The organism is Cuniculiplasma divulgatum, from assembly GCF_900083515.1.
GTDB classification, from domain to species: Archaea; Thermoplasmatota; Thermoplasmata; order Thermoplasmatales; family Thermoplasmataceae; genus Cuniculiplasma; species Cuniculiplasma divulgatum.
This window is the reverse complement of sequence record NZ_LT671858.1, coordinates 1521413-1540518: the sequence shown is the minus strand read 5'-3', so window position 1 is coordinate 1540518 and position 19106 is coordinate 1521413. Positions and strand designations below refer to the sequence as shown.

The window sequence follows — 19106 nt, the reverse complement described above, 5'->3', positions numbered from 1 at the left end:
CAATGCACGGTTTATGATCACTTAAGGGAGAGAGTATGGATGGTTTTGATAGCGTTGAGTTCATTACATTTATTCATGCATCTCTCCATCAAGGTGTCATGCAATGAACATGGCATCATAGAGGCAGTGATGCCATGTACAGAGAAGAGTTCCAGACTTACATTGAGATTTGAAACTAGATCCATTGGCTTGATTCAGTATATTGAAACATACAATTTCACTGACATCATGAAATCATTATGGAAACAGGCTTGGAACATCTCTGGGCGGGCATTGAAGAGGGGAATGGGCATTGATAGAATTCAAACTCATTAAATTTTATTGACAAGATTTATTGTCTACTATTATTATTTAAAAATCACATAGAAAGACTTTTATACAGTATTATAAATTACAATGAATGGCAAAATTATCAAGTTTAAGAAAAAGGCTTATTCTTGAAATATTAACCATTACGTTAATCTGTGCATTTCTTGCAACCTTTGTGATGAGTGCTGATAATGGTGCGCGTGTAAATATTCCATATGAATCCCATATAAACCCCTTTGCCTCTGATAATGGGAGTCTTTCCATTGCAGGCTGTGTGCAGTATACATTACTATTATCAAGCAACAAAATTGTGAATGGTAATTTTATCAATGCCAAAAGCAACCTTATTCCAGTTGGAACAAGCTTCGACTCAAGTAATGGAAATCTGTATGTAGCTGATTATAATATTAGCACTGTATCAGTAATCAATGCTACCAATGACAAAGTAAAATGCTCAATACAGGTTGGCTTAAATCCAGTTGGAGTAGCTTTCGATAACAGTAATGGAAATTTGTATGTAACAAATCAATTTTCGGACAGCGTATCAGTAATTGATGGTAAAACAGATTCCGTTACAAGCACAATATCTGTACAATTTCAACCATACGGGGTCACCTTCGACTCCGCCAATGATCAGGTGTATATTACAGATAAGGGTTCTAATAATGTAGCTGTAATCAACAGTGCAACCAATAGGGTGGTTGATAATATATCAGTAGGATCATCTCCCTATGGGATCTCGTTCGACCCTGATAACGGTAATTTGTACGTTGTAAACGATTGTTCTAACAGCGTATCAGTAATAGATGGTTCAACCAATAAGGTGATCTGTAGTATAACAGTTGGCACATCACCAATTGGAGTAGCCTTCGATTCTGGAAATGGATATTTATATGTTACAAATGAAGCCTCTAACACTATATCGGTAATCAATGGTGCAACCAATACGGTGATAGATACAATACTAGTGGGAATGGAACCATACTGGGCCTCATTTGATTCAATTAATGGGTATGTATACGTAACAAATTCTTTATCTAACAGCATTTCAGTGATAGATGTTTCAAACAATGAGGTAATAAGTACCATAGACGTTGGGGAAACGCCACTTGGAGTAACTTTTGATTCCAGCAATGGATATGTATATGTAACAAATGCTTTATCTGGAACTGTTAGTATAATAACAACAAAAAAAATAGTAGAATATCCTGTAACATTTACGGAATCAAATCTTCCATTGGGATCAAGATGGATATTAACATTCAATAATGTAAAATATACATTAACAAACACATCATACACATTCCATGAGTTCAATGGCACATATTTCTATCATGCAACATCAACAGATTACATGAACATATCTGGATATGTATCAGTAAAAGGATCAGCTAAACAGATAGACTTTTCATTCAAATTACAAACATACTCAGTAACATTCAAGGAATCAGGATTACAATCTGGATCAATGTGGTATGTTAATTTATCTAATGGGGTAAAATCTGGGCCGATCACAGGATCATCCTACTCCTTTACGATAACAAACGGATCATATTCATACACAATCGGAAACACATCAGGATACGAAACATCAAACTCTACAGGAACAATGTCAGTAAATGGAAAGAATGTAACAGAAAACATAACATTCTCAAAGGTAACTTCAAACACAGATCTATACATAATCATAGGTGCAGCCTCAGCAGCAGTCATAGTTGCAGTGGCTGCAGTAGTAATATGGAGGAGGAAATAATTTTCATTTATGATTTCCTTATTTCTTAGAATTGAATAACATGTTTTAATTCGGTAGGTGTAAAAAATTCTACAATTCAAACTTAAAAGCAATTAAATTAATAGAAAGTCAGCTGTTTAAATACTATTTCAAATAGAGATTAAAGAGGATTGGAAACTGAGCTTATTATATTCATGAAAATACTAATTGTTTTTAATCCTCAATTTTCATACTAATTCATGATCCTTAAGGTCAAAGTTCACACAGGCAATGGCAAAATACAAGTTAATGGTGAAAACGTGGTTGTATTTACAGAAAAGCCAATGAAAAACAACATGGCAAACTATGACATAATGAAGCAGATCTCAGAATATTATCATGTGGAAGTCAACTGTGTCAGCATATTGAGGGGAGCAACAAGAAGAAATAAACTAATAGAAGTCAGGTGCATTTAAGCACTAAAACTTACTTCTTTGAACTTTTCTACAGGGTTAGGAACAAAATGAGATCAGAGCGTTTGATCCCTGAATCTATCCCTGATCTCCTCAGTGATCTTTTTCGTGAACTCTTCCATCTTCAGGTTCTGAATCCTGTCATTCCTGTTCCTCACCGAAACTTCACTGTTTTCCTTTTCCCTCTCTCCCAGTATTAGAAAATAGGATGGCCTGAATCTTCTTCCAAGTTTGATCTTCTTTGACACGCTTTCAGAAGATTCATCAAGATATGTTCTTATTCCAGATTCCTTCAGTTTTTTATTTACTTGAACTGCATATTCTTTCTGCTGATCACTGAGGGGTATGATATAGCACTGGATAGGTGAAAGCCATGTGGGCAATTTACCATAGGAGTTTTCAAGCAGGATCACCAGAAATCTCTCTATTGAACCGTATATGGCCCTGTGAAGCATAACCGGTGTTTCTTTTTTGCTCTCCTGGTTCATGAAGTAAAGGCCAAAGGCTATGGGCATGAAGAAATCTATCTGAATTGTTGTAAGCTGCCAGGATCTGCCAAGCGCATCCTTTATATGCACATCTATCTTTGGACCATAGAAAGCAGCCTCTCCTGGATACTCCTTAAATTCAATTCCAGATGATACGAGTGCATTTCTTAACTGCTCTGTGGCATTATCCCAGAGGGAGAAATCTGGTTCGAGATCTTTAGAACCACACTCTTCACATTTCTGTTCATTTGTCTCCGCGGACATTCTTCTTGGTTCATTCAGGTGACCACATTTCCTGCATTTATAATTGATCAGATAATTCTCAGGCTTGGATTTATCTGCAACTGAAAGATCATATCTTACCTCAATCTCATCAAAATATGTTTTAAATGTGATTTTCATCATATCAAGAACACTTTTTATTTCATCTTCAATCTGATCTGGTCTCATGAATTCATGTCCATCGTCTACAGTGAATGTTCTTGGTCTTGTTAATCCACCCACCTCTCCAGATTTCTCATATCTGTAAACTGTTCCGAATTCACTGAACTTTACTGGCATGTCTCTGTAGCTATGGCTTGTGTTTTCATATATGGTTATATGTCCTGGGCAATTCATGGGTTTCAACGCATATGAATCACCATCTGGCAGTGTGAAAAGAAACATGTCGTCCTTGTACTTGTAATAGTGGCCAGATGTCTTCCACATGTTATCCTTGAACAAGTGGGGTGTTGTAACCTCTTCCCATCCAAATTTGCCATTCAGTTCCCTCATAAAATTTATGAGTTCATTCCTTATGACGGAACCCTTTGCTGTATACATTGGTAGACCAGGTGCCCTTTCAGAGTTGAAAACAAACAGATCCATTTCAGATCCAATCTTCCTGTGATCCCTCTGTGCAGCCTCTTCCCTGTTCTTCAGGTACTGTTTCAGTGACTTCTCATCAGGGAACGCTGTTCCATAAATTCTTGTGAGCCTCTCCTCCTTGATATCTCCCTTGTAATTGGAAGATGCAACATTGAGAAGCTTGAAATGCCTGATATAGGATGTGTCAGGCACATGAGGGCCTGTACAGAAATCAACAAATTCACCCTGTCTGTATACGGTTGATTCTTCTCCAACATAATCGTTTATCTTATCAAGCTTGAACCTGTTATCCCTGAACATTTCCCTAAGATCCTTTTTCCTATGTACCTCACGAACAATGGGTATCTTTTTAGATGCAAGTTCCCTCATCTTCTTTTCTATCATATCAAGGTTATCCTGATCAGGTGGGTCCATTTTTATGTCGTAGTAAAAACCATTTTCCACAACAGGTCCTGCATTTAGTTTGGCATCTGGATACATTTCCATTACAGCCTGGGCAAGCAGGTGTGCGGCGGAATGTCTCAGTATATGCAGGCCGTATTCATCATTCAGCGTAACTGGTAAAACATCAGTGTCAGTTTCTGCAATTTCCATTAAATCATGAAGATTTTCACCTACCCTGACTGCAATAATATCCCTCTTTCCGGCAAATGGTTTACCCATCTGCTCGCCCTTCCTAACAGAAAACTGCATTTCTGACATTGAACTACGATTAATAACTGCAATAAATTCTTATGCTTCGCAGGTAGAACAGTTTTGATCCTGTGATTAAAAAATTAAATTATGGTTCTGGAAAAAAATTTAATTTAATTATTATACTTCTCTCTCAGTTTCTCAAAAATTTCAAGTTTCTCCAGTCCCTTTGCAATTCCAAGTTTGTTCTTGTCGTTTCTGATTTTATCCATGAGTTTCTTTGTTTCATCAGTCCTTCCTTCTCCCAGGAACGGGAGTACAGAAGACATAAGATTTGAAACATTTCTCCCGCCTGAGGATATTTCATTGAGCCTTGCAACAATTCTCTCAATGTTTTCAAATGCCAGATCCTTATTGTCAATGGAAAGTCCAAAGGATGTGTAATACCTTGATTCATCCTGTTTTTTTATCCTGCCATCCTTTGCAAGATTGAAGATCATTTCCATTGCTTCTTTTCCTTTCAAATTTCCCATGGAAACGAGCACCGCAACACGATCATTGTCATTTTTTAGCGATTCGTATTTTTTAATGGTAGCTTCAGGATCATCATGCTTCTTAACAAACGCATATGCAATTGCACTTCTCATGTCCGGATCTTCCTTTTCCATATGATTGTACTTTGCCGCAAGTTCACCACATACATCCTCATCAACCTCTGCCAGTCTTCTCAAAACAAGACCATGTAAAATTGACCTGTTTATATCATCATTTCTGTCCTTCTCAAGCAATTTTTTCTGTTTCTCATGAAAATCCATGAATGTTTTCTTAACATCTTCATTCCTGTACAAAATGTGATAAAGTTCTGCAAGTTCATTGGATATCTGGATGTAAAGGTTGTATTTGCCATTCTGTTTGAATTTTCCTATAATATCAGTATATCTTTTCAGATCCATCCTTCCGGATATTACAAGTGCATAAAGATCACTTATAATGCCGATCAGGTCAAATTCAGTAAAATCATCTGATGCCGGATCAAATTTGCTGTAGAAATCATCTGAATATTTTACCCTGTAAAAGCCCGTTTCATCTGCGTTCAGCTTCAGGAACTGACCAACACTGATCTCCTTTTCCTTGCTGCCGAAGAGCATGCTTTCAATCCCATCCTTTCTCTTCACAGTCAGAGGGACAGGCCATATTCTATCGTCTGTTTTACCGTTGAGAAGGAATCTTTCCTGCGTTATCTCCACTTTATTTCCATTATTTACGGTTATAAGTGGATAGCCATCTCTTGTGATCCAGGCATCCATTATTCCACTAACATCCTTTTCGGAATTCTCAGATATGCTCTTCCATAGATCTGCAGCCTCAGCGTTGGAATATGAATATTTTACAAGATAGTTATGAAGGCCATTTTTAAATGCATCCTCACCCACATAGCTTTCAATCATCCTCAGGATCATTCCACCCTTTCCATAGGTTATTTCCGTTGATCTTTCACCCATTTTGTCCATATCCCTTTCCTTAGGTGAAACAGGATTGCTGCTTTCCAGTGAATCTACAAGGAATGCTCCCCTCCCGTCTGAAACAAGCATATCACCTGTTATGTTCCATTCAGGATATATGGCATCTATGGCCTTATTTGCCATAAATGTTGCAAAGCTCTCATTAAGCCATAGATCGTTCCAGTATTTCATGGTCACAAGATCACCGAACCACTGGTGTGCGATCTCATGGGCAATGACAGATGCAATCCTCTTTTTCGAAGCATTTCCAGAGCTTTCATTATGCAGTAAGGCTGATTCTCTGAATGTGATTGCACCCCAGTTTTCCATTGCTCCCGCTGCAAATTCTGGTACAGATATGAGGTGCATTTTTGGAAGCATGTATGGGATACCTGTGTACTCATTGAAAAAATCTATACAGTGTTCTGCAACATCAAGTGGATATTTTGTTGTTTCCATGTGCCCTTTCAATCCCGTAAGGTAAAGATCAACATTTCCATGCTTCCTGTGCATGGTTTTGAATTCCCCTATGCCTAGATAGAGAAGATAGGTTGGCATTCTTGGCGTCCTTTGGAATTCTACCGTTTTTCTTCCATTCTTTTCCGTAGTTGAAGCAACTGGCATATTGCTAATTGCGTCAAGATGACTGGCAATGGTAAGTTTTATTGAAAAGGTTGCCTTCAGCAGTGGCTCATCAAAGCAGGGAAATGCTCTTCGTGCACCAATAGCCTCAAACTGGGTTGATACCATTTCAGAGCCATCGGGTGTTTTTGCAAGGTAAAGACCAGTTAGTGCCTCGGGCACCTTTGCTTTAAATTCAATGAACAGTTCACTGTTATTCCTCAATTCTCCCTTTATGATCTTTTCCTCATCCTTTTTTCCATTTTCCAGTTCAACATTAACACCGTTCAGCTTTATCTCCTTTATTTCATGATTCAGCGTATTTATAACAAAATCTTTCTCATTTCCACTGAGCATAATCCTTTCCTTGCCTGTATATTCCTTCGTTTTCTCATCATAGTCCAGATCAATATCATAATGCTCTATTCTCATACACACAAATAGGGTGATTGTGTAAATAAATTATCATTCCAATGAGATCACATATATATACCATGAAGGAATTATAAAATATGTTAAGCGAAGAATCTTTTATAAGGAAAATTTTAAAATTGAACTTCAACGAATCCGTTAAGGTACTGAAGAATGGACTGGAAAATTCTGGTTTTAAAATATTCAGTGAAATTGATCACAGCATTGCTGCAAAGGAAGTCGATCTTGAACTTTTTCCAGCAAGGGTAATCATCTTTGGAAATCCAAAGGGTGGAACCGGTATGATAATGTCAAACCCAGAGCTTGCCATTGATTTACCTGCTAGAATACTTGTTTATGAGAAAGACGGTACTCATGTTCTTTACAGAAGACTTGAATCAATACTGAAAACGCATAACATGGAGGAGTTATCAGAAAATGGAAAATCCTTTGACTCAAAGATTCAGAAGATTATTGATGATCTCAGTAAAACAACTAGTCTTTAACATTCACAGCACATGAATGGATAGAATAAATAACCGTATTACGATCTTTTCTAAATGGACGAATTAAAAAGATGCCACTGGAAGGGCATTGAGGATCCGGTATATCAGCAGTATCATGATAGGGAGTGGGGTGTCCCAGTGCACGATGATAGGACACTTTTTGAGGCACTGACCCTTGATGGATTTCAGGCAGGCCTCAGCTGGATCACTGTCCTGAAGAAGAGGGAAAACTACAGGAAGGCATTTGATAATTTTTCTGCGGAAAAGATTGCCACATACGATCAGGAAAAAATTGATGAACTTATGAATAACAGTGGTATTATCAGAAACCGGCTTAAAATAAATTCTGCCATTACCAATGCCTCTTCTTTTCTGAAAGTGGTTGAGGAATATGGGTCATTTGATCATTATATCTGGTCATTTGTGGATGGAAAGACCATAAAAAATGGATGGAAAAAAGATAAGGAGATACCTGCAACAAGCACCGAATCAGACAGTATGAGCAGGGATTTAAAAAAGAGGGGCTTTAGGTTTGTTGGATCAACAATATGTTACGCTTTTATGCAGGGAACTGGTATGATCAATGATCACCTGATTGATTGTTTCAGGTACGATCAGTTGTGAAATATGTTCTAATTTACTCATAAAGTTTGATCTAATAAACAGATTCATTCCTCGGTGCTAAAAAACCATTCCATGGAATCTTCCAGGATCATCTTCTCCTCTGTGTATTTCTCCACAGACAATTTCCCATCCATGAGATCAATATCAAGATTTTTCAGCTTTTCATTCAGCATGGCTTTTCCAGACTCCTTAAACTTTTTTTCAATCTCTCTGAGGCTGGAATAGAATTCAGAACCAAGTTCCGTTAGAAAATATTCTATTTTTGGTCTGCTGTATCCAATGAACCACTTTCTATCGACAATTCCATATCTCATCAGTTCCTTCAACTGCTTGTCAACTCCCTGTCTTGTTATATTCAGTATTCCTGCAATATCATCAGGAGTTTTTGGTGTTCTCAGCATTTCTATTATAGAAACCTTAGAACCTGAGGTAAGAATGTTTATATCAGAGATCATGAAAGATCATGTTGCAAGTATTCATAAACTTTTAGGTTGCTAATATCAATTCAAAAGTTAAAGTATTTAATAATTAAATTAAGTGATTTAAATTATTAGTTCTAAATATATTAATATATTGCCACTTAATGTGATGTTGATGGTATATGGACGAAGACAGAAAGAAAAAACTTCGGGAAATGGTTGCAGGCGGAAAGATGAGTGAAGACATGTTTAATGAGATCATGTCAAGATGGGAGGAAAATGGATCTGAAAAGGAGGAAAGACGTGATGAAAAAGCACAGGAAGAATCAAAGACAGAGAGATCAAAAAAGATCAGGATATCTGGTTCAGGTATGATACAATCGGTGTATGCAGAAGAGACCTCAGTTTCAGGTTCTCTTACCGTTGATGGTAGCATTGATTCGATCTTCTTTCATGTTTCAGGAAGCTGCAGGGTGGAAAAGGATGTTATTTCATCAGATACAATTCATTCCTCTGGTTCTATGCATATAGGAGGAAACGTAAGGGGAAATAAAATTGAATCCTCTGGATCTCTTCAAATTGCAGGTAATATGGAAGCATGTGAACTTGAGTCTTCAGGTTCAATCAGTGCAGAATCAGTCATATGTGATGAGTTTGAAAGTTCTGGTTCAGCAAAGATTTCTAAATTGCTAAGGGCAAAGAATATTGAAAATTCCGGAAAGACAAAGGCAGAATCAATCGAATGCACTATGTTAAAATCTTCCGGATTAGTTGAAGTTCGAACTGTAACCGGGGATGAGATATACATCTCCGGAAGGATAAATGCGGATTCCATTAGTTCAAGGCGATTTGAAATGAAGATATACAATTCTACAAGCCATGTTGTAAAGCTTCAATCTGACATCGTTGAAATAAGATTGCAGAAGAAAAGATTCCTTTCCGGAGAGGCAAAAATAGATGAAATAATCTGTAACAGGGCTTTTCTTGAATCAACAAATTCGAAATATGTTAAGGGCGATGACATAATTATTGAAGCAGGGTGTAATATTGATTATGTCGAGGCAAAATCACTGAAGATATCAGATGAAGCGAAGGTTAAGGAAAAGAAGATTATTCCATAATTTCCACACCAATTTTAATCATAACATTGTAAAAAAATTTCTGACTAATAGGAAATGGACTTTTCTTAGAAAAAATTAGTTAGAGGAGTTCAGGCACATGCAACATTGGATCCTCCAAGTGCATTCAGGAACTGTCCCTCAGCGTTGCTTATCTGTGGGTATGTGGATAGATTTTTGAATACTGTTTGTGGTGATACTTTACTGGAAAATGATGGATACATGAACCAGAAGTGAACGAATGTGCCGTCAGGTCCAGTCACTATTAGTATTGTAACAAGGTGGCCTGTCGATGAAGACCATGATCCGGTTTGATTCTGAATCCTGACCTGTGTTTCATATTTATCTGCAACCTGATATACGCTCTCCGGGAGATTTCCTTTAAGAACGCTAAGTGCATAACTCACCCTTGAACTGCTGGATATCGCGTTATTATATACACCTCCAGTCATGGTTTCATTATACATGTACAGCGAAGTGAATCCAAAAGGCACTCCTGCGTAGTTGAAGCTTATATTTTCACCAAGCTTATGTGTTCCATTAAGGAATAAAAGGGCTGGTGTTCCAGATATTGATTTATGCAGGACAACATCCGGTGCCACATCTCTCGTTGAATTAAGGAAACTGTAGAGAACCCAAGAATTATCAGCTCCTATGGGACACCCATACCATGATATGAAATATATGTGATTCTGTCCATTACTTAGTAGGTCATTGTTTGAAATTTTTACATACTTCGATAGCGGAACAGGAGCAGTATTTTTTGTTAAATTTGAATAAATTGCAATACCTGATACCACAACAATAATGACCACCACAATGGAAATAACTCCATATATTTCCTTCTTTGTGAAATGCATGCATAGCATATTCGTATTGCTGTATTTAAATATTCTTAAAGTAAGGTTGTCTCTTCCAAACAATCGGTTAGCTGACGCAGGAATCCATTTATTATGTAGGAATTATTTCACTTGTAGTCCAACTCAATTATAAGGAGAATATATTATATATGTTGACAGTTTATGAGTTTAACGGCATATGCATTTATCATGGGTTCTATCCGGTAAATTGCATGTAAATGAATAATGGAGTTGAAAAATGTGGAACAACTGGATGCTTTGAACTGGAAACTCTGTCTTTCCTCTAAACCAAAGGGTGGTACGGCAGAAAAAACCGAGAAGTTTGGCATAGAGTCAGAGCTTGGCTTCATATTCGAGGATGAGATAACAGAAATTAACCTCTTTGTAAAGAAAACCGAAGAGATGCAGAGGGAAATGGTAATATTCCTAAATGAGTCAAAGGCAATGGAAATGAACAATATATACAGGGTAAGAAGTATTGCAAGAAAGAATTTCCAATTAACCGAAACGGCTAGAAAATTGCTCGTTATACCATCAGTTGTGCTGTCCTCATTCAGTATTTCTAAGGGCCAGTATAGAATGGAATTCTTATTTCATGATTCTCAAATAGACGATGTATCAAAGGTGATCTTGCAAGAACTCATGGAAAAATCAGATGTCAAGGTTGAATATCTTGGCCCTAGTGGTGGATTCAGAGAGTCCATAAGAAGAATAACAGATAGGACAAAATTAACACTCATAGGTATAGAAACTGATCCACCAGAAGAAGAACTTAAGATGGAAAGAAATCCAATGGGAACTGAATGGGTTAGAATAGAAAAAACACCAATTGGCAGGGGAAATATAAACGGTATCTATTTCACCAATGAGAAACCCCAGAGAGAAGATGTTAAGGAGATAGTTCCAGGAAAGATCTATTATGCCGCAACAGAGAACAACTTCATAAGGGGCATGGACAGTTTGATGAGTGAAAATAGAATACCATGTATATCAAGGGTCAATATACTGAAGGGAAGAAAATTCTATGTTATTACCGCAGTTCCTGATATTTTCGCAGGTGAATACATACATGTAGCTAGACAGGTAGCAACATCATTTGATAAATGGAACTTAAAAATATTCAGGGTACAGAATATAGGAGAATGGATTTATAGAGAAAAAATTCTGCCATCAAAATTTACGTAAACTGTTAAAAATATGTTAAAATCTTATCCATACATACAACATTTTGTACCAAATATTTTTTATAAATAGACAACATTTGTATAATAGAATTTAATTAAATTTATTTATTAATCTGGAGAAATTAAATGGAAGAAGGGGGATATGGGCACCGGATATTAAAAAAACTGGACGGTCTAAACTGGAAGTTGATCGCTTCCATAGAACCCGAAACAGAGGTGTCCAAAGCTTCCAGGAAATTCGATATAAAATCAGAAATTGGATTCCATCTTGAAGGAAATGAGGCTGAGATCAATCTGTATTTCCCGGCTGAATCCAGCACGGAAAGAGATCTTGCAATATTTATATCAAAATCAGGAGGAATCCTGGAAAACGGTATATGGAGAATACACAGGAAAGTAACAAAATCAATAGATTATATAGATACAGTATGGGAATTAATCAACATACCTTCATGCGTCCTTTCATCAGTATGGATAGACAAGGGTAGATACTTTACTGAATTCCTTTTCTCCTATAGGAATATGGATTCCGTATCCAAAGCTATTATTGGATTCAAGGGTGAACAGTGGAAATTAAATATAGAATATCTCGGTCCCAGTGAGGGATACGAGAGAATATTAAATATCGTAGATAACAGAAATCCATTGAGTGTAATTCAAATGACACTTAAGACTGAATCCAGCGAAAAACAGTTAACTGACAATCTGCTTAACGAGAGTTGGTTGAGGATTTTAAAGATGCCTCTCGGGACAAAATCCATAGATGCTGTATATCTCACTGATGGTTATGAGTTTAAGAATCCGAGAATAATTAAGATAGATGACGGTGTTTATTACGGGAAAACCAAAAATGAAGTGGTAAATGCAATAAACGACGAAATAATAAGAAGAAATATCGTAACACTCAGTAGAGTTCAGATGTTTGAGGACTCGGTTTTAAAGACTTTCATTATCGCACCAACTGTATTTACAGAAGAAATTTTACGGCTAATATCCGACACAGAAAAGAAATTTACAGATTGGAAAATTGATCTGGAAAGAATAGAAACACTGAAGGAATGGCTGGACAGAGAATGATACTGAAGATAATTTTTAATGCGAAATGAAAAATGAAGCATCAGGTCAAATTGTTAATTGAAACCTATTATGGCAGGATCATAAAAGGATATAATAACTAAATTTAAGTATTTGATAAATCTAAACCAGATCATATTGTCTGACAATTCTCTTCTTGACTGGAAACTTAGGCTTTCATTCTCACCTGAAACAGAACTTACCAATGGTGCAAGGAAATACTCCATAACATCAGAAATGGGAATTTACGTTGATGGAGAAAAAACAGAGATAAGCATATTCTTTCCGGATGATTTGAATATGAATCGCGAATTATTCATTTTTCTCAATAGCATGAATGCTGTAAATAAGAATGGCATATGGCGAATTTCAAGAGAGATGGAAGTTTCAAAAGATTTTAGGAAACTGATGCAGGGTCTTGTTGGGGCACAGTCAGCCGTACTGTCATCTGCATGGATAGATAAGGGAATTTTCAAGGTAGAAATAATATTCTCCAAAAATAGGCTTGAAAAAATATCGTCTATTCTACTGAAAAATATGGATCAAACTTCGGATGTGGCTATTGAATATCTCGGACCAAGTGGAGGCATGAAAAAGTCACTTGAAGATCTGAGCAACAGATCTAATGTTTCTGTGATCGAATATGATTTTACCTTAGACCAAACAAAGTTTGCAGATCGAATTGATGCCCTGGGAAACAGCTGGTTTAGAATTATAAAGTCACCCTATGAATCCAGAACTGTTTCAGCAGTTTATATTATCCGAGACGGACAAAAAGTAGGCAGTAGATTGAATGAAATAATTAAGGGAAGACTCTACGAAGTAGAGATTCATAATCCTATATTTACAGAAATTAATAATAAAATCAGAAAGGAGCGGATACCTGTCCTTTTGAAAATGCAGTCCCTTGATAATGGGGTAATGAGGTACTTCATTATTCATCCATCAATATTTACCCTGGAACTGCTTGGTATTTTGAGGGAAACTGGTTTGATGGAAATGGGTCTAAACCCAGTAATACGAAGAGTACAGCCCATTCAGGAATGGCTTAATTCAAGCAGTATACTTCAAGAAGTAGATTTCTAAGGAAAATAATTGCTGACTGTATTTAATCCTTAAATATGTAATCAAGTTATCATAATGAAGCATATGTTATTTGACGCTGGAGAAGCAGTACTGCTAACAGAACATGGTGTTGAAACTGGTAATGGCAGAGAGAGGGGCAATTTGATTCTGACAAACAAGCGAATCGTTCTTGAAACAACAAGAGAGAGCAGGAGAATGGTTTTTGTAAAGGACAAGCATGATATTATTTTAATCAACATACCTCTAAGTTCTGTACTCGTGGCAGACAGGAAGAAGGATATAATATTCAAGGGGCACGAATTCAGGATCAATGCTGATGGAACCCAGTACAGCTTCAGGGTGAAGGAACCGCAATTGTGGATAAATCAAATCGCATCTGCCAAATCTGGAAATCTGACATATAATCAGACGGGAACGCAACAGCAGCCTGGTGTTGTCATGCAGAATATTACACCAAACCAGCAGTCCATACCGGAGAATACTGAGGTTAAGAATGAAATTATAAAGGTCAGATGCAGGCAGTGTCAGGCGCTTGTGGATGAGAATGCAAAATTTTGTCCCTCATGTGGTTCATTGATGGGCTGATTATCTTCAGGGTTCAGTAAAATATATCTCTGTATATATCCATTTCAAACCCATTCATGACCTCCTGCATTCTATCCATATCCCTGTAGATCGGACGGTCCTGTTCCAGAAAAGATATATATTTTCTTGTTTCTCTTCTGATTCTTTCTGAAAATTCTGAGTATTTACTGTTCTTTAGATCCATTCCCTGTATGGCTAGCACATATTCAGTAGATATAATCCTGTTAAGGTTGTCATTAATTTCGGAAAGCTTGTTTGCTGAGTTTGCACCCATGCTAACATGATCCTCCTGATTTGCACATGTAGGTATGGTATCTGCAGATCCTGGATATACAAGAATCTTGTTCCTGTTGCATAACGCTGCTGCTGTGTACTGTGCAATCATGAAACCAGAATTAAGGCCACTATTCCTTACAAGGAAAGCATCCAGGCCACTGAGATTCTCATCTGTAATTCTGGCGATCCTTCTCTCTATCATGTTACCAAGATCAGTAAGTGCAATTGCCAGAAAATCACAAACAAGGGCAACAGGTTCACCATGAAAATTTCCGGCAGAAATGTATTCTTCATCATTAATCAACGGATTATCTGTGGTTGAATTCATCTCTCTTACAAGCACTGATTCAACATAATTTATGGTATCAAGAACAGCTCCGAAAACCTGTGGCGTGCACCTGATGGTGTATGCATCCTGAATCCTGCTTCTGTCGCCCTCTTCGATACTGGCACTTCCACCAAGTCTTGTATACAGTGCATTTCCTATTTTTGCCTGTCCGGGCTGATCTCTTGCCTTCAGTACCCATGGTGTGAATGCCTTTCTGGTTGCACCTAAGGCTTCCATTGAAAGAATGGCAGATCCAGTTGCAAGGGCAAGATTATTCTTAGCCCTGATCAGTTCTAACATACCAATTCCTGTGATTGCAGCAGTTCCATTGTTAAAAGCAAGTGCCTCCTTTTCTCTGAGTTCATAGGGCTTGATGTGTTTCTCCTTTAGTACAGTGGATGCATTCTTTCTTATTCCATTATCCAAAATCTCACCTTCGCCCATCATTGCTAGCATTATGTGGGATAATGGTGCAAGATCTCCACTTGAACCAACAGATCCAAATTCAGGAACATAGGGACATATTCCAGAGTTAAGAAAATCCATAATTTTCTGGACAAGTTCCACTGTGCATCCTGATTGTCCCCTGCAGAGACTGTTTGCCCTTACCAGCATTATACCCCTTACCTTTTCTTCACTTAGTGGTTTTCCAAATCCGGCTGAATGGCTTCTTATTAGGTTAACCTGTAGCTGTCTCTCCTCCTCAGGCCTGATCTTCCTGTTCAGCAGGCTTCCAAATCCCGTGTTAACCCCATAAATGTTTTTTCCGGATGCAATTAGTTTCTCCAGGGAAACTCTTGATTTTTGGATATTCGTTCGTGCTTTATCTGAAATTCCAACCCTTTTCTTATTCAAAACAATATCCTGGTATTTTTCAAGATTTAAATTGAATCCATCTATCTCAATTATCCCATCTTCCATGGATGTGATTGATTTCAAGGAATTTAACACTTATGAAGTGATTCAGAAATTCAACATAATCTCACAATGAATGAGCGAATCAACCTAAATATATTAATTATGTTATAACAAAATTTTTAACATAGTTAGGTTTACAGTAAACAATGTCAAGATTTAGATTTAGATGCAGGTCAACGGGAAAAGAATGCGATTACGAGGTTATTGCAAAGACAAGGGAAGAGGCAGAAGAACACGCAAGAGCACATGCCCAGAGATTCCATGAAATGCAGGACTCAACTTCTATAACAGATCTTGTGAACAGATCACTGGAGGAAGTTGAGGATTACAGGAATTAATAGTATCACTCACAACCCATGATACCGTATAAGATATGATTTGCGAATTACTGTATCATGGACGTATTACCTGATAGAAATTATTGGAAGAAACGTGATTATATGTAATATTGCCTTAAGGAGATTCTCTTCCAGATCCAATGGTAGAGTGTTTAACTCCTGATATGTTCCAGACATGAATGGCAATAGAAATAATTAAAAGAATCAGTCCAAGAACTAATAGAGTTGAAATAAAATAACTTTTGAAATTGTTAAGACTTAATTCCATAGAAAGGAATGATATTATCAATCCTATGTTGTAAATAAAGTATTGAATTTTGGTCATTGTCTGTCTAACTTTAAAATTCATTAGGTTTGGAATCAAAATATACGACATTCCAAATACTATCATTACTGCAAATCCAAAAAATAGTAGAATAAACACAGGGTCCCTATGAGATGTGGGAAAATCCCATACAAATCCTGTTGATAGAAGGATCGTTCCAGTTATAAGGTAAATAAATGATGTTACTGTAAACATAATAGCATAGAAATTATCCGAATTCCTGAGGGACATAACCATTAATGGTGTAGATTAATTTAAATTTGGGCGCTTACATATTTGGTAATACTTTATTTTAATGAATGGTTTAATGCTATATTGTTGCTAATTCACTATGTCCTGCTCAAGGGTCACATAAGGGGTCTCTGAAGAAATGGACATTTTTGCGTTTAGTGGAATAAGCATCTGGTCCTCCCCATGGCCAAAAGGAAGCCCATAAATAGAAGGTTTTTTCAGCTGATCCATGTATTGCTGGATAATATCTTCGATATACGGCATTGGCTCCTCGTTGCTATTTATCTGCTTGAATTCCCCGAAGGCAAAACCTGCAAATTCCTGCAGGTATCCTGTTAGGTTCAGTACTGAAAAATACCTGTCGAGATCACCAGAAGTAATTGCAGTATCCTCTGCAAAAAGTATTCTGCCTGCAGTTGAGGGCATATATGGAGTGCCTATTAGAGATATTGCAACAGATATGTTCGTGCCAATTGATCTTCCAACAACCTTTCCCTTGTGGATATATTTAACAACATTCTCCACGAATCCGGAAATATCGCTCGACTGTCCATTCAGTATATCCACAAGCAATTTGAATGATGACTTATGGAATTCATCCGGATCAGAAGCAGCCATTGGACCATGAAAGGTGATTAGCCCAGAAAGCTTGTTAAATGCCATGTGAAGAGCAGTAATATCGCTGTATCCCATAAAGATCTTGGGATGACTTTTTATGAGATCATAATCGAGAAATGGTAGAACGTGAATTGAACCGTAACCTCCTCTTGCACATACAATTGCCTTTACTGAGTCATCCTGAAAAGCCTCCATTATCTCCTGTGCTCTTTCTCTCATGGGTGCAGCAAGAGAATTTCTCTGAACGAGCCTTCTTATGTTTCTTCCCAGAGATACTCTGTATCCAAGTTTGGAGAGTCTTGCAATGGTCTTGGATAGATTTTTCATATCAGGAGCACTGGCCGGTGCTATTACCCTTATATCATCACCTGGAGAAAGATGTGGTGGAGCTATTATTTCTACTGCCTCGCTGAATTCACTGTCCATTGCCATCACTATTCTCAAATTCATCCTTTATTTGTCGGATTTTGTTTTCTTTGGCTATCTGAAGGATCGTTAATGCAGTTGCCTTTATGGCATTCCTTAAAACATTTTCAACCTTATCTGGATTTGCTGCTTCCCTGAACTCATCGGAATGACCCGGGATTCCCGGATATCCTATAGGAAAATCAAGATGACCCGTGGGAACAACCCAGCTTACATTTGCCTCGTCTGTACTACCAGAAGCAAATCCCTCTTCAGAACCCGCATCTTCAGCATTAATATTCATTTTTGCAAGATTTTCCTTTAGCAGTGAATTTAATGTCCTATTGTTTATGTATGTCTTATAAAGTGGGGTGATTTGCTCTATTGTAATATCAGCACCATAGGCTGAGGCTACTCCCATGGCCGCATCTCTTACCTTATTCTCGAATTTACCAAGGAATTCAGTTGAAGTTGATCTCATTTCCACCTGCAAGGTTGCCCTTTCTGGAATTACATTTGTCGCCCTTCCAGATTCTGTGAATATCATTCCAACAACAAGGTGTTTGTCAAGCTTTGCCCAACCCCTTAAGCTATTTATTACATTGTAAGTTGCAACAGCAGCATCCAGTGCATTTATGCCTTTTTCAGGTGAGTCAGCTCCATGGGCAGATTTTCCATGGAATCTAAGTTCCAGTGTAATATCCGCCAGAGCCTTTGATCCGACAGCCCATCTATCATCAGGATGTACGCCCAGTACAAAATCCGTATCTTTGAATGATCCCATATCTGCAAGCAAACATTTACTTCCCGCATATGGACCAATGGCCTCCTCAGAGGGTGTTCCATAAACTTTTATATTTATATTCTCTCCAAGAAGATTTAGTACGACAGCGGTTCCTGCCGCCCATGCGGAAATAAGATTATGCCCACATGAATGGCCATTAGGAAGTGCATCATACTCTGCAAGAAGTCCTACCCTCAATCCTTTATGCCCATTGTCAGCCCTGAAAGCTGTTTTCATATCCCTGTAATTTCTCTCTACCCTGAATCCTCTTTTCTCCAGATACTCAGATAATACCCTGGAAGATTTTATCTCGTCACTTCCAAGCTCAGCATAACTATAAATTTTTTTAGACAAATCAATTACATCTGGAAATAATTTATCTAAGGCTTCATCAACATTCATCACAATCAGT

The 19106-nt window shown here is 37.5% G+C and carries 19 protein-coding genes; 11 read left to right on the top strand and 8 right to left on the bottom strand.

Annotated features, from left to right (window positions below):
• Positions 1 to 39: 39 nt before the first annotated feature.
• From CSP5_RS07660 to CSP5_RS07650, 3 genes are all read left to right on the top strand, one after another.
• The gene (locus tag CSP5_RS07660) at positions 40 to 315 is read left to right on the top strand and encodes a hypothetical protein (protein WP_148690039.1); all 276 of its coding nucleotides are present in this window, start codon (positions 40 to 42) and stop codon (positions 313 to 315) included.
• Between the two features lie 85 nt (positions 316 to 400).
• The gene (locus CSP5_RS07655) at positions 401 to 2062 is read left to right on the top strand and encodes a YncE family protein (RefSeq protein ID WP_148690038.1); all 1662 of its coding nucleotides are present in this window, start codon (positions 401 to 403) and stop codon (positions 2060 to 2062) included.
• 218 nt (positions 2063 to 2280) lie between these two features.
• Positions 2281 to 2496 (top strand): DUF167 domain-containing protein, encoded by a 216-nt coding sequence (locus tag CSP5_RS07650; RefSeq protein ID WP_021790196.1) that lies wholly within the window; start codon positions 2281 to 2283, stop codon positions 2494 to 2496.
• A gap of 53 nt (positions 2497 to 2549) precedes the next feature.
• Here the strand turns inward: CSP5_RS07650 and CSP5_RS07645 are convergent, their stop codons facing one another.
• Positions 2550 to 4550 (bottom strand): threonine--tRNA ligase, encoded by a 2001-nt coding sequence (locus CSP5_RS07645; protein ID WP_148690037.1) that lies wholly within the window; start codon positions 4548 to 4550, stop codon positions 2550 to 2552.
• A gap of 104 nt (positions 4551 to 4654) precedes the next feature.
• Positions 4655 to 7036, bottom strand: a complete 2382-nt coding sequence (locus CSP5_RS07640) for a M1 family metallopeptidase (RefSeq protein WP_148690036.1) — start codon at positions 7034 to 7036, stop codon at positions 4655 to 4657.
• Between the two features lie 80 nt (positions 7037 to 7116).
• On the opposite strand from CSP5_RS07640, the gene CSP5_RS07635 reads away from it, so the two are divergent.
• Together CSP5_RS07635 and CSP5_RS07630 are read left to right on the top strand one after the other, a co-directional pair.
• The gene (locus tag CSP5_RS07635; protein ID WP_077076556.1) at positions 7117 to 7521 is read left to right on the top strand and encodes a DUF302 domain-containing protein; all 405 of its coding nucleotides are present in this window, start codon (positions 7117 to 7119) and stop codon (positions 7519 to 7521) included.
• Between the two features lie 54 nt (positions 7522 to 7575).
• A complete protein-coding gene (locus CSP5_RS07630) occupies positions 7576 to 8145 on the top strand; it encodes a DNA-3-methyladenine glycosylase I (RefSeq protein ID WP_077076555.1) in 570 nt (189 codons plus the stop codon).
• 44 nt (positions 8146 to 8189) lie between these two features.
• Here CSP5_RS07630 and CSP5_RS07625 read toward each other — a convergent pair whose 3' ends face one another.
• Entirely contained in the window at positions 8190 to 8600 is a 411-nt protein-coding gene (locus CSP5_RS07625) for a winged helix-turn-helix transcriptional regulator (RefSeq protein WP_148690035.1), read from the bottom strand.
• Positions 8601 to 8746: 146 nt separating this feature from the next.
• Between CSP5_RS07625 and CSP5_RS07620 the strand changes: the two genes are divergently transcribed.
• The gene (locus CSP5_RS07620; RefSeq protein WP_148690034.1) at positions 8747 to 9685 is read left to right on the top strand and encodes a bactofilin family protein; all 939 of its coding nucleotides are present in this window, start codon (positions 8747 to 8749) and stop codon (positions 9683 to 9685) included.
• A gap of 89 nt (positions 9686 to 9774) precedes the next feature.
• Here CSP5_RS07620 and CSP5_RS07615 read toward each other — a convergent pair whose 3' ends face one another.
• On the bottom strand, positions 9775 to 10542 hold the full coding sequence (locus tag CSP5_RS07615) for a DUF929 family protein (protein ID WP_172399441.1): 768 nt from the start codon (positions 10540 to 10542) through the stop codon (positions 9775 to 9777).
• A gap of 240 nt (positions 10543 to 10782) precedes the next feature.
• Here CSP5_RS07615 and CSP5_RS07610 point away from each other — a divergent pair, with 240 nt between their 5' ends.
• The 4 genes from CSP5_RS07610 (at position 10783) to CSP5_RS07595 (ending at position 14471) form a co-directional block, all read left to right on the top strand.
• Positions 10783 to 11727, top strand: coding sequence for a hypothetical protein (locus tag CSP5_RS07610; RefSeq protein ID WP_148690032.1), 945 nt, complete (start codon positions 10783 to 10785; stop codon positions 11725 to 11727).
• A 125-nt stretch (positions 11728 to 11852) separates the two neighbouring features.
• Positions 11853 to 12803 (top strand): hypothetical protein, encoded by a 951-nt coding sequence (locus CSP5_RS07605; protein ID WP_148690031.1) that lies wholly within the window; start codon positions 11853 to 11855, stop codon positions 12801 to 12803.
• A gap of 135 nt (positions 12804 to 12938) precedes the next feature.
• Positions 12939 to 13886 (top strand): hypothetical protein, encoded by a 948-nt coding sequence (locus CSP5_RS07600; RefSeq protein WP_148690030.1) that lies wholly within the window; start codon positions 12939 to 12941, stop codon positions 13884 to 13886.
• Positions 13887 to 13949: 63 nt separating this feature from the next.
• Positions 13950 to 14471: a zinc ribbon domain-containing protein gene (locus CSP5_RS07595; protein WP_172399440.1), complete on the top strand. Its 522-nt coding sequence runs from the start codon at positions 13950 to 13952 to the stop codon at positions 14469 to 14471.
• 13 nt (positions 14472 to 14484) lie between these two features.
• Here CSP5_RS07595 and hutH read toward each other — a convergent pair whose 3' ends face one another.
• Positions 14485 to 15996: a histidine ammonia-lyase gene (gene hutH, locus CSP5_RS07590; protein ID WP_241869810.1), complete on the bottom strand. Its 1512-nt coding sequence runs from the start codon at positions 15994 to 15996 to the stop codon at positions 14485 to 14487.
• Between the two features lie 143 nt (positions 15997 to 16139).
• Between hutH and CSP5_RS07585 the strand changes: the two genes are divergently transcribed.
• A complete protein-coding gene (locus CSP5_RS07585; protein WP_148690028.1) occupies positions 16140 to 16331 on the top strand; it encodes a DUF1059 domain-containing protein in 192 nt (63 codons plus the stop codon).
• 115 nt (positions 16332 to 16446) lie between these two features.
• On the opposite strand, the gene CSP5_RS07580 is transcribed toward CSP5_RS07585, so the two are convergent.
• From CSP5_RS07580 to CSP5_RS07570, 3 genes are all read right to left on the bottom strand, one after another.
• Positions 16447 to 16887, bottom strand: coding sequence for a cbb3-type cytochrome c oxidase subunit I (locus CSP5_RS07580; protein WP_148690027.1), 441 nt, complete (start codon positions 16885 to 16887; stop codon positions 16447 to 16449).
• 90 nt (positions 16888 to 16977) lie between these two features.
• Positions 16978 to 17931, bottom strand: a complete 954-nt coding sequence (locus tag CSP5_RS07575; protein WP_148690026.1) for a S66 peptidase family protein — start codon at positions 17929 to 17931, stop codon at positions 16978 to 16980.
• Positions 17921 to 19096: a M20 family metallopeptidase gene (locus CSP5_RS07570; RefSeq protein ID WP_148690025.1), complete on the bottom strand. Its 1176-nt coding sequence runs from the start codon at positions 19094 to 19096 to the stop codon at positions 17921 to 17923. Before CSP5_RS07570 ends, CSP5_RS07575 begins: the two co-directional genes overlap by 11 nt.
• Between the last annotated feature and the right edge of the window lie 10 nt (positions 19097 to 19106).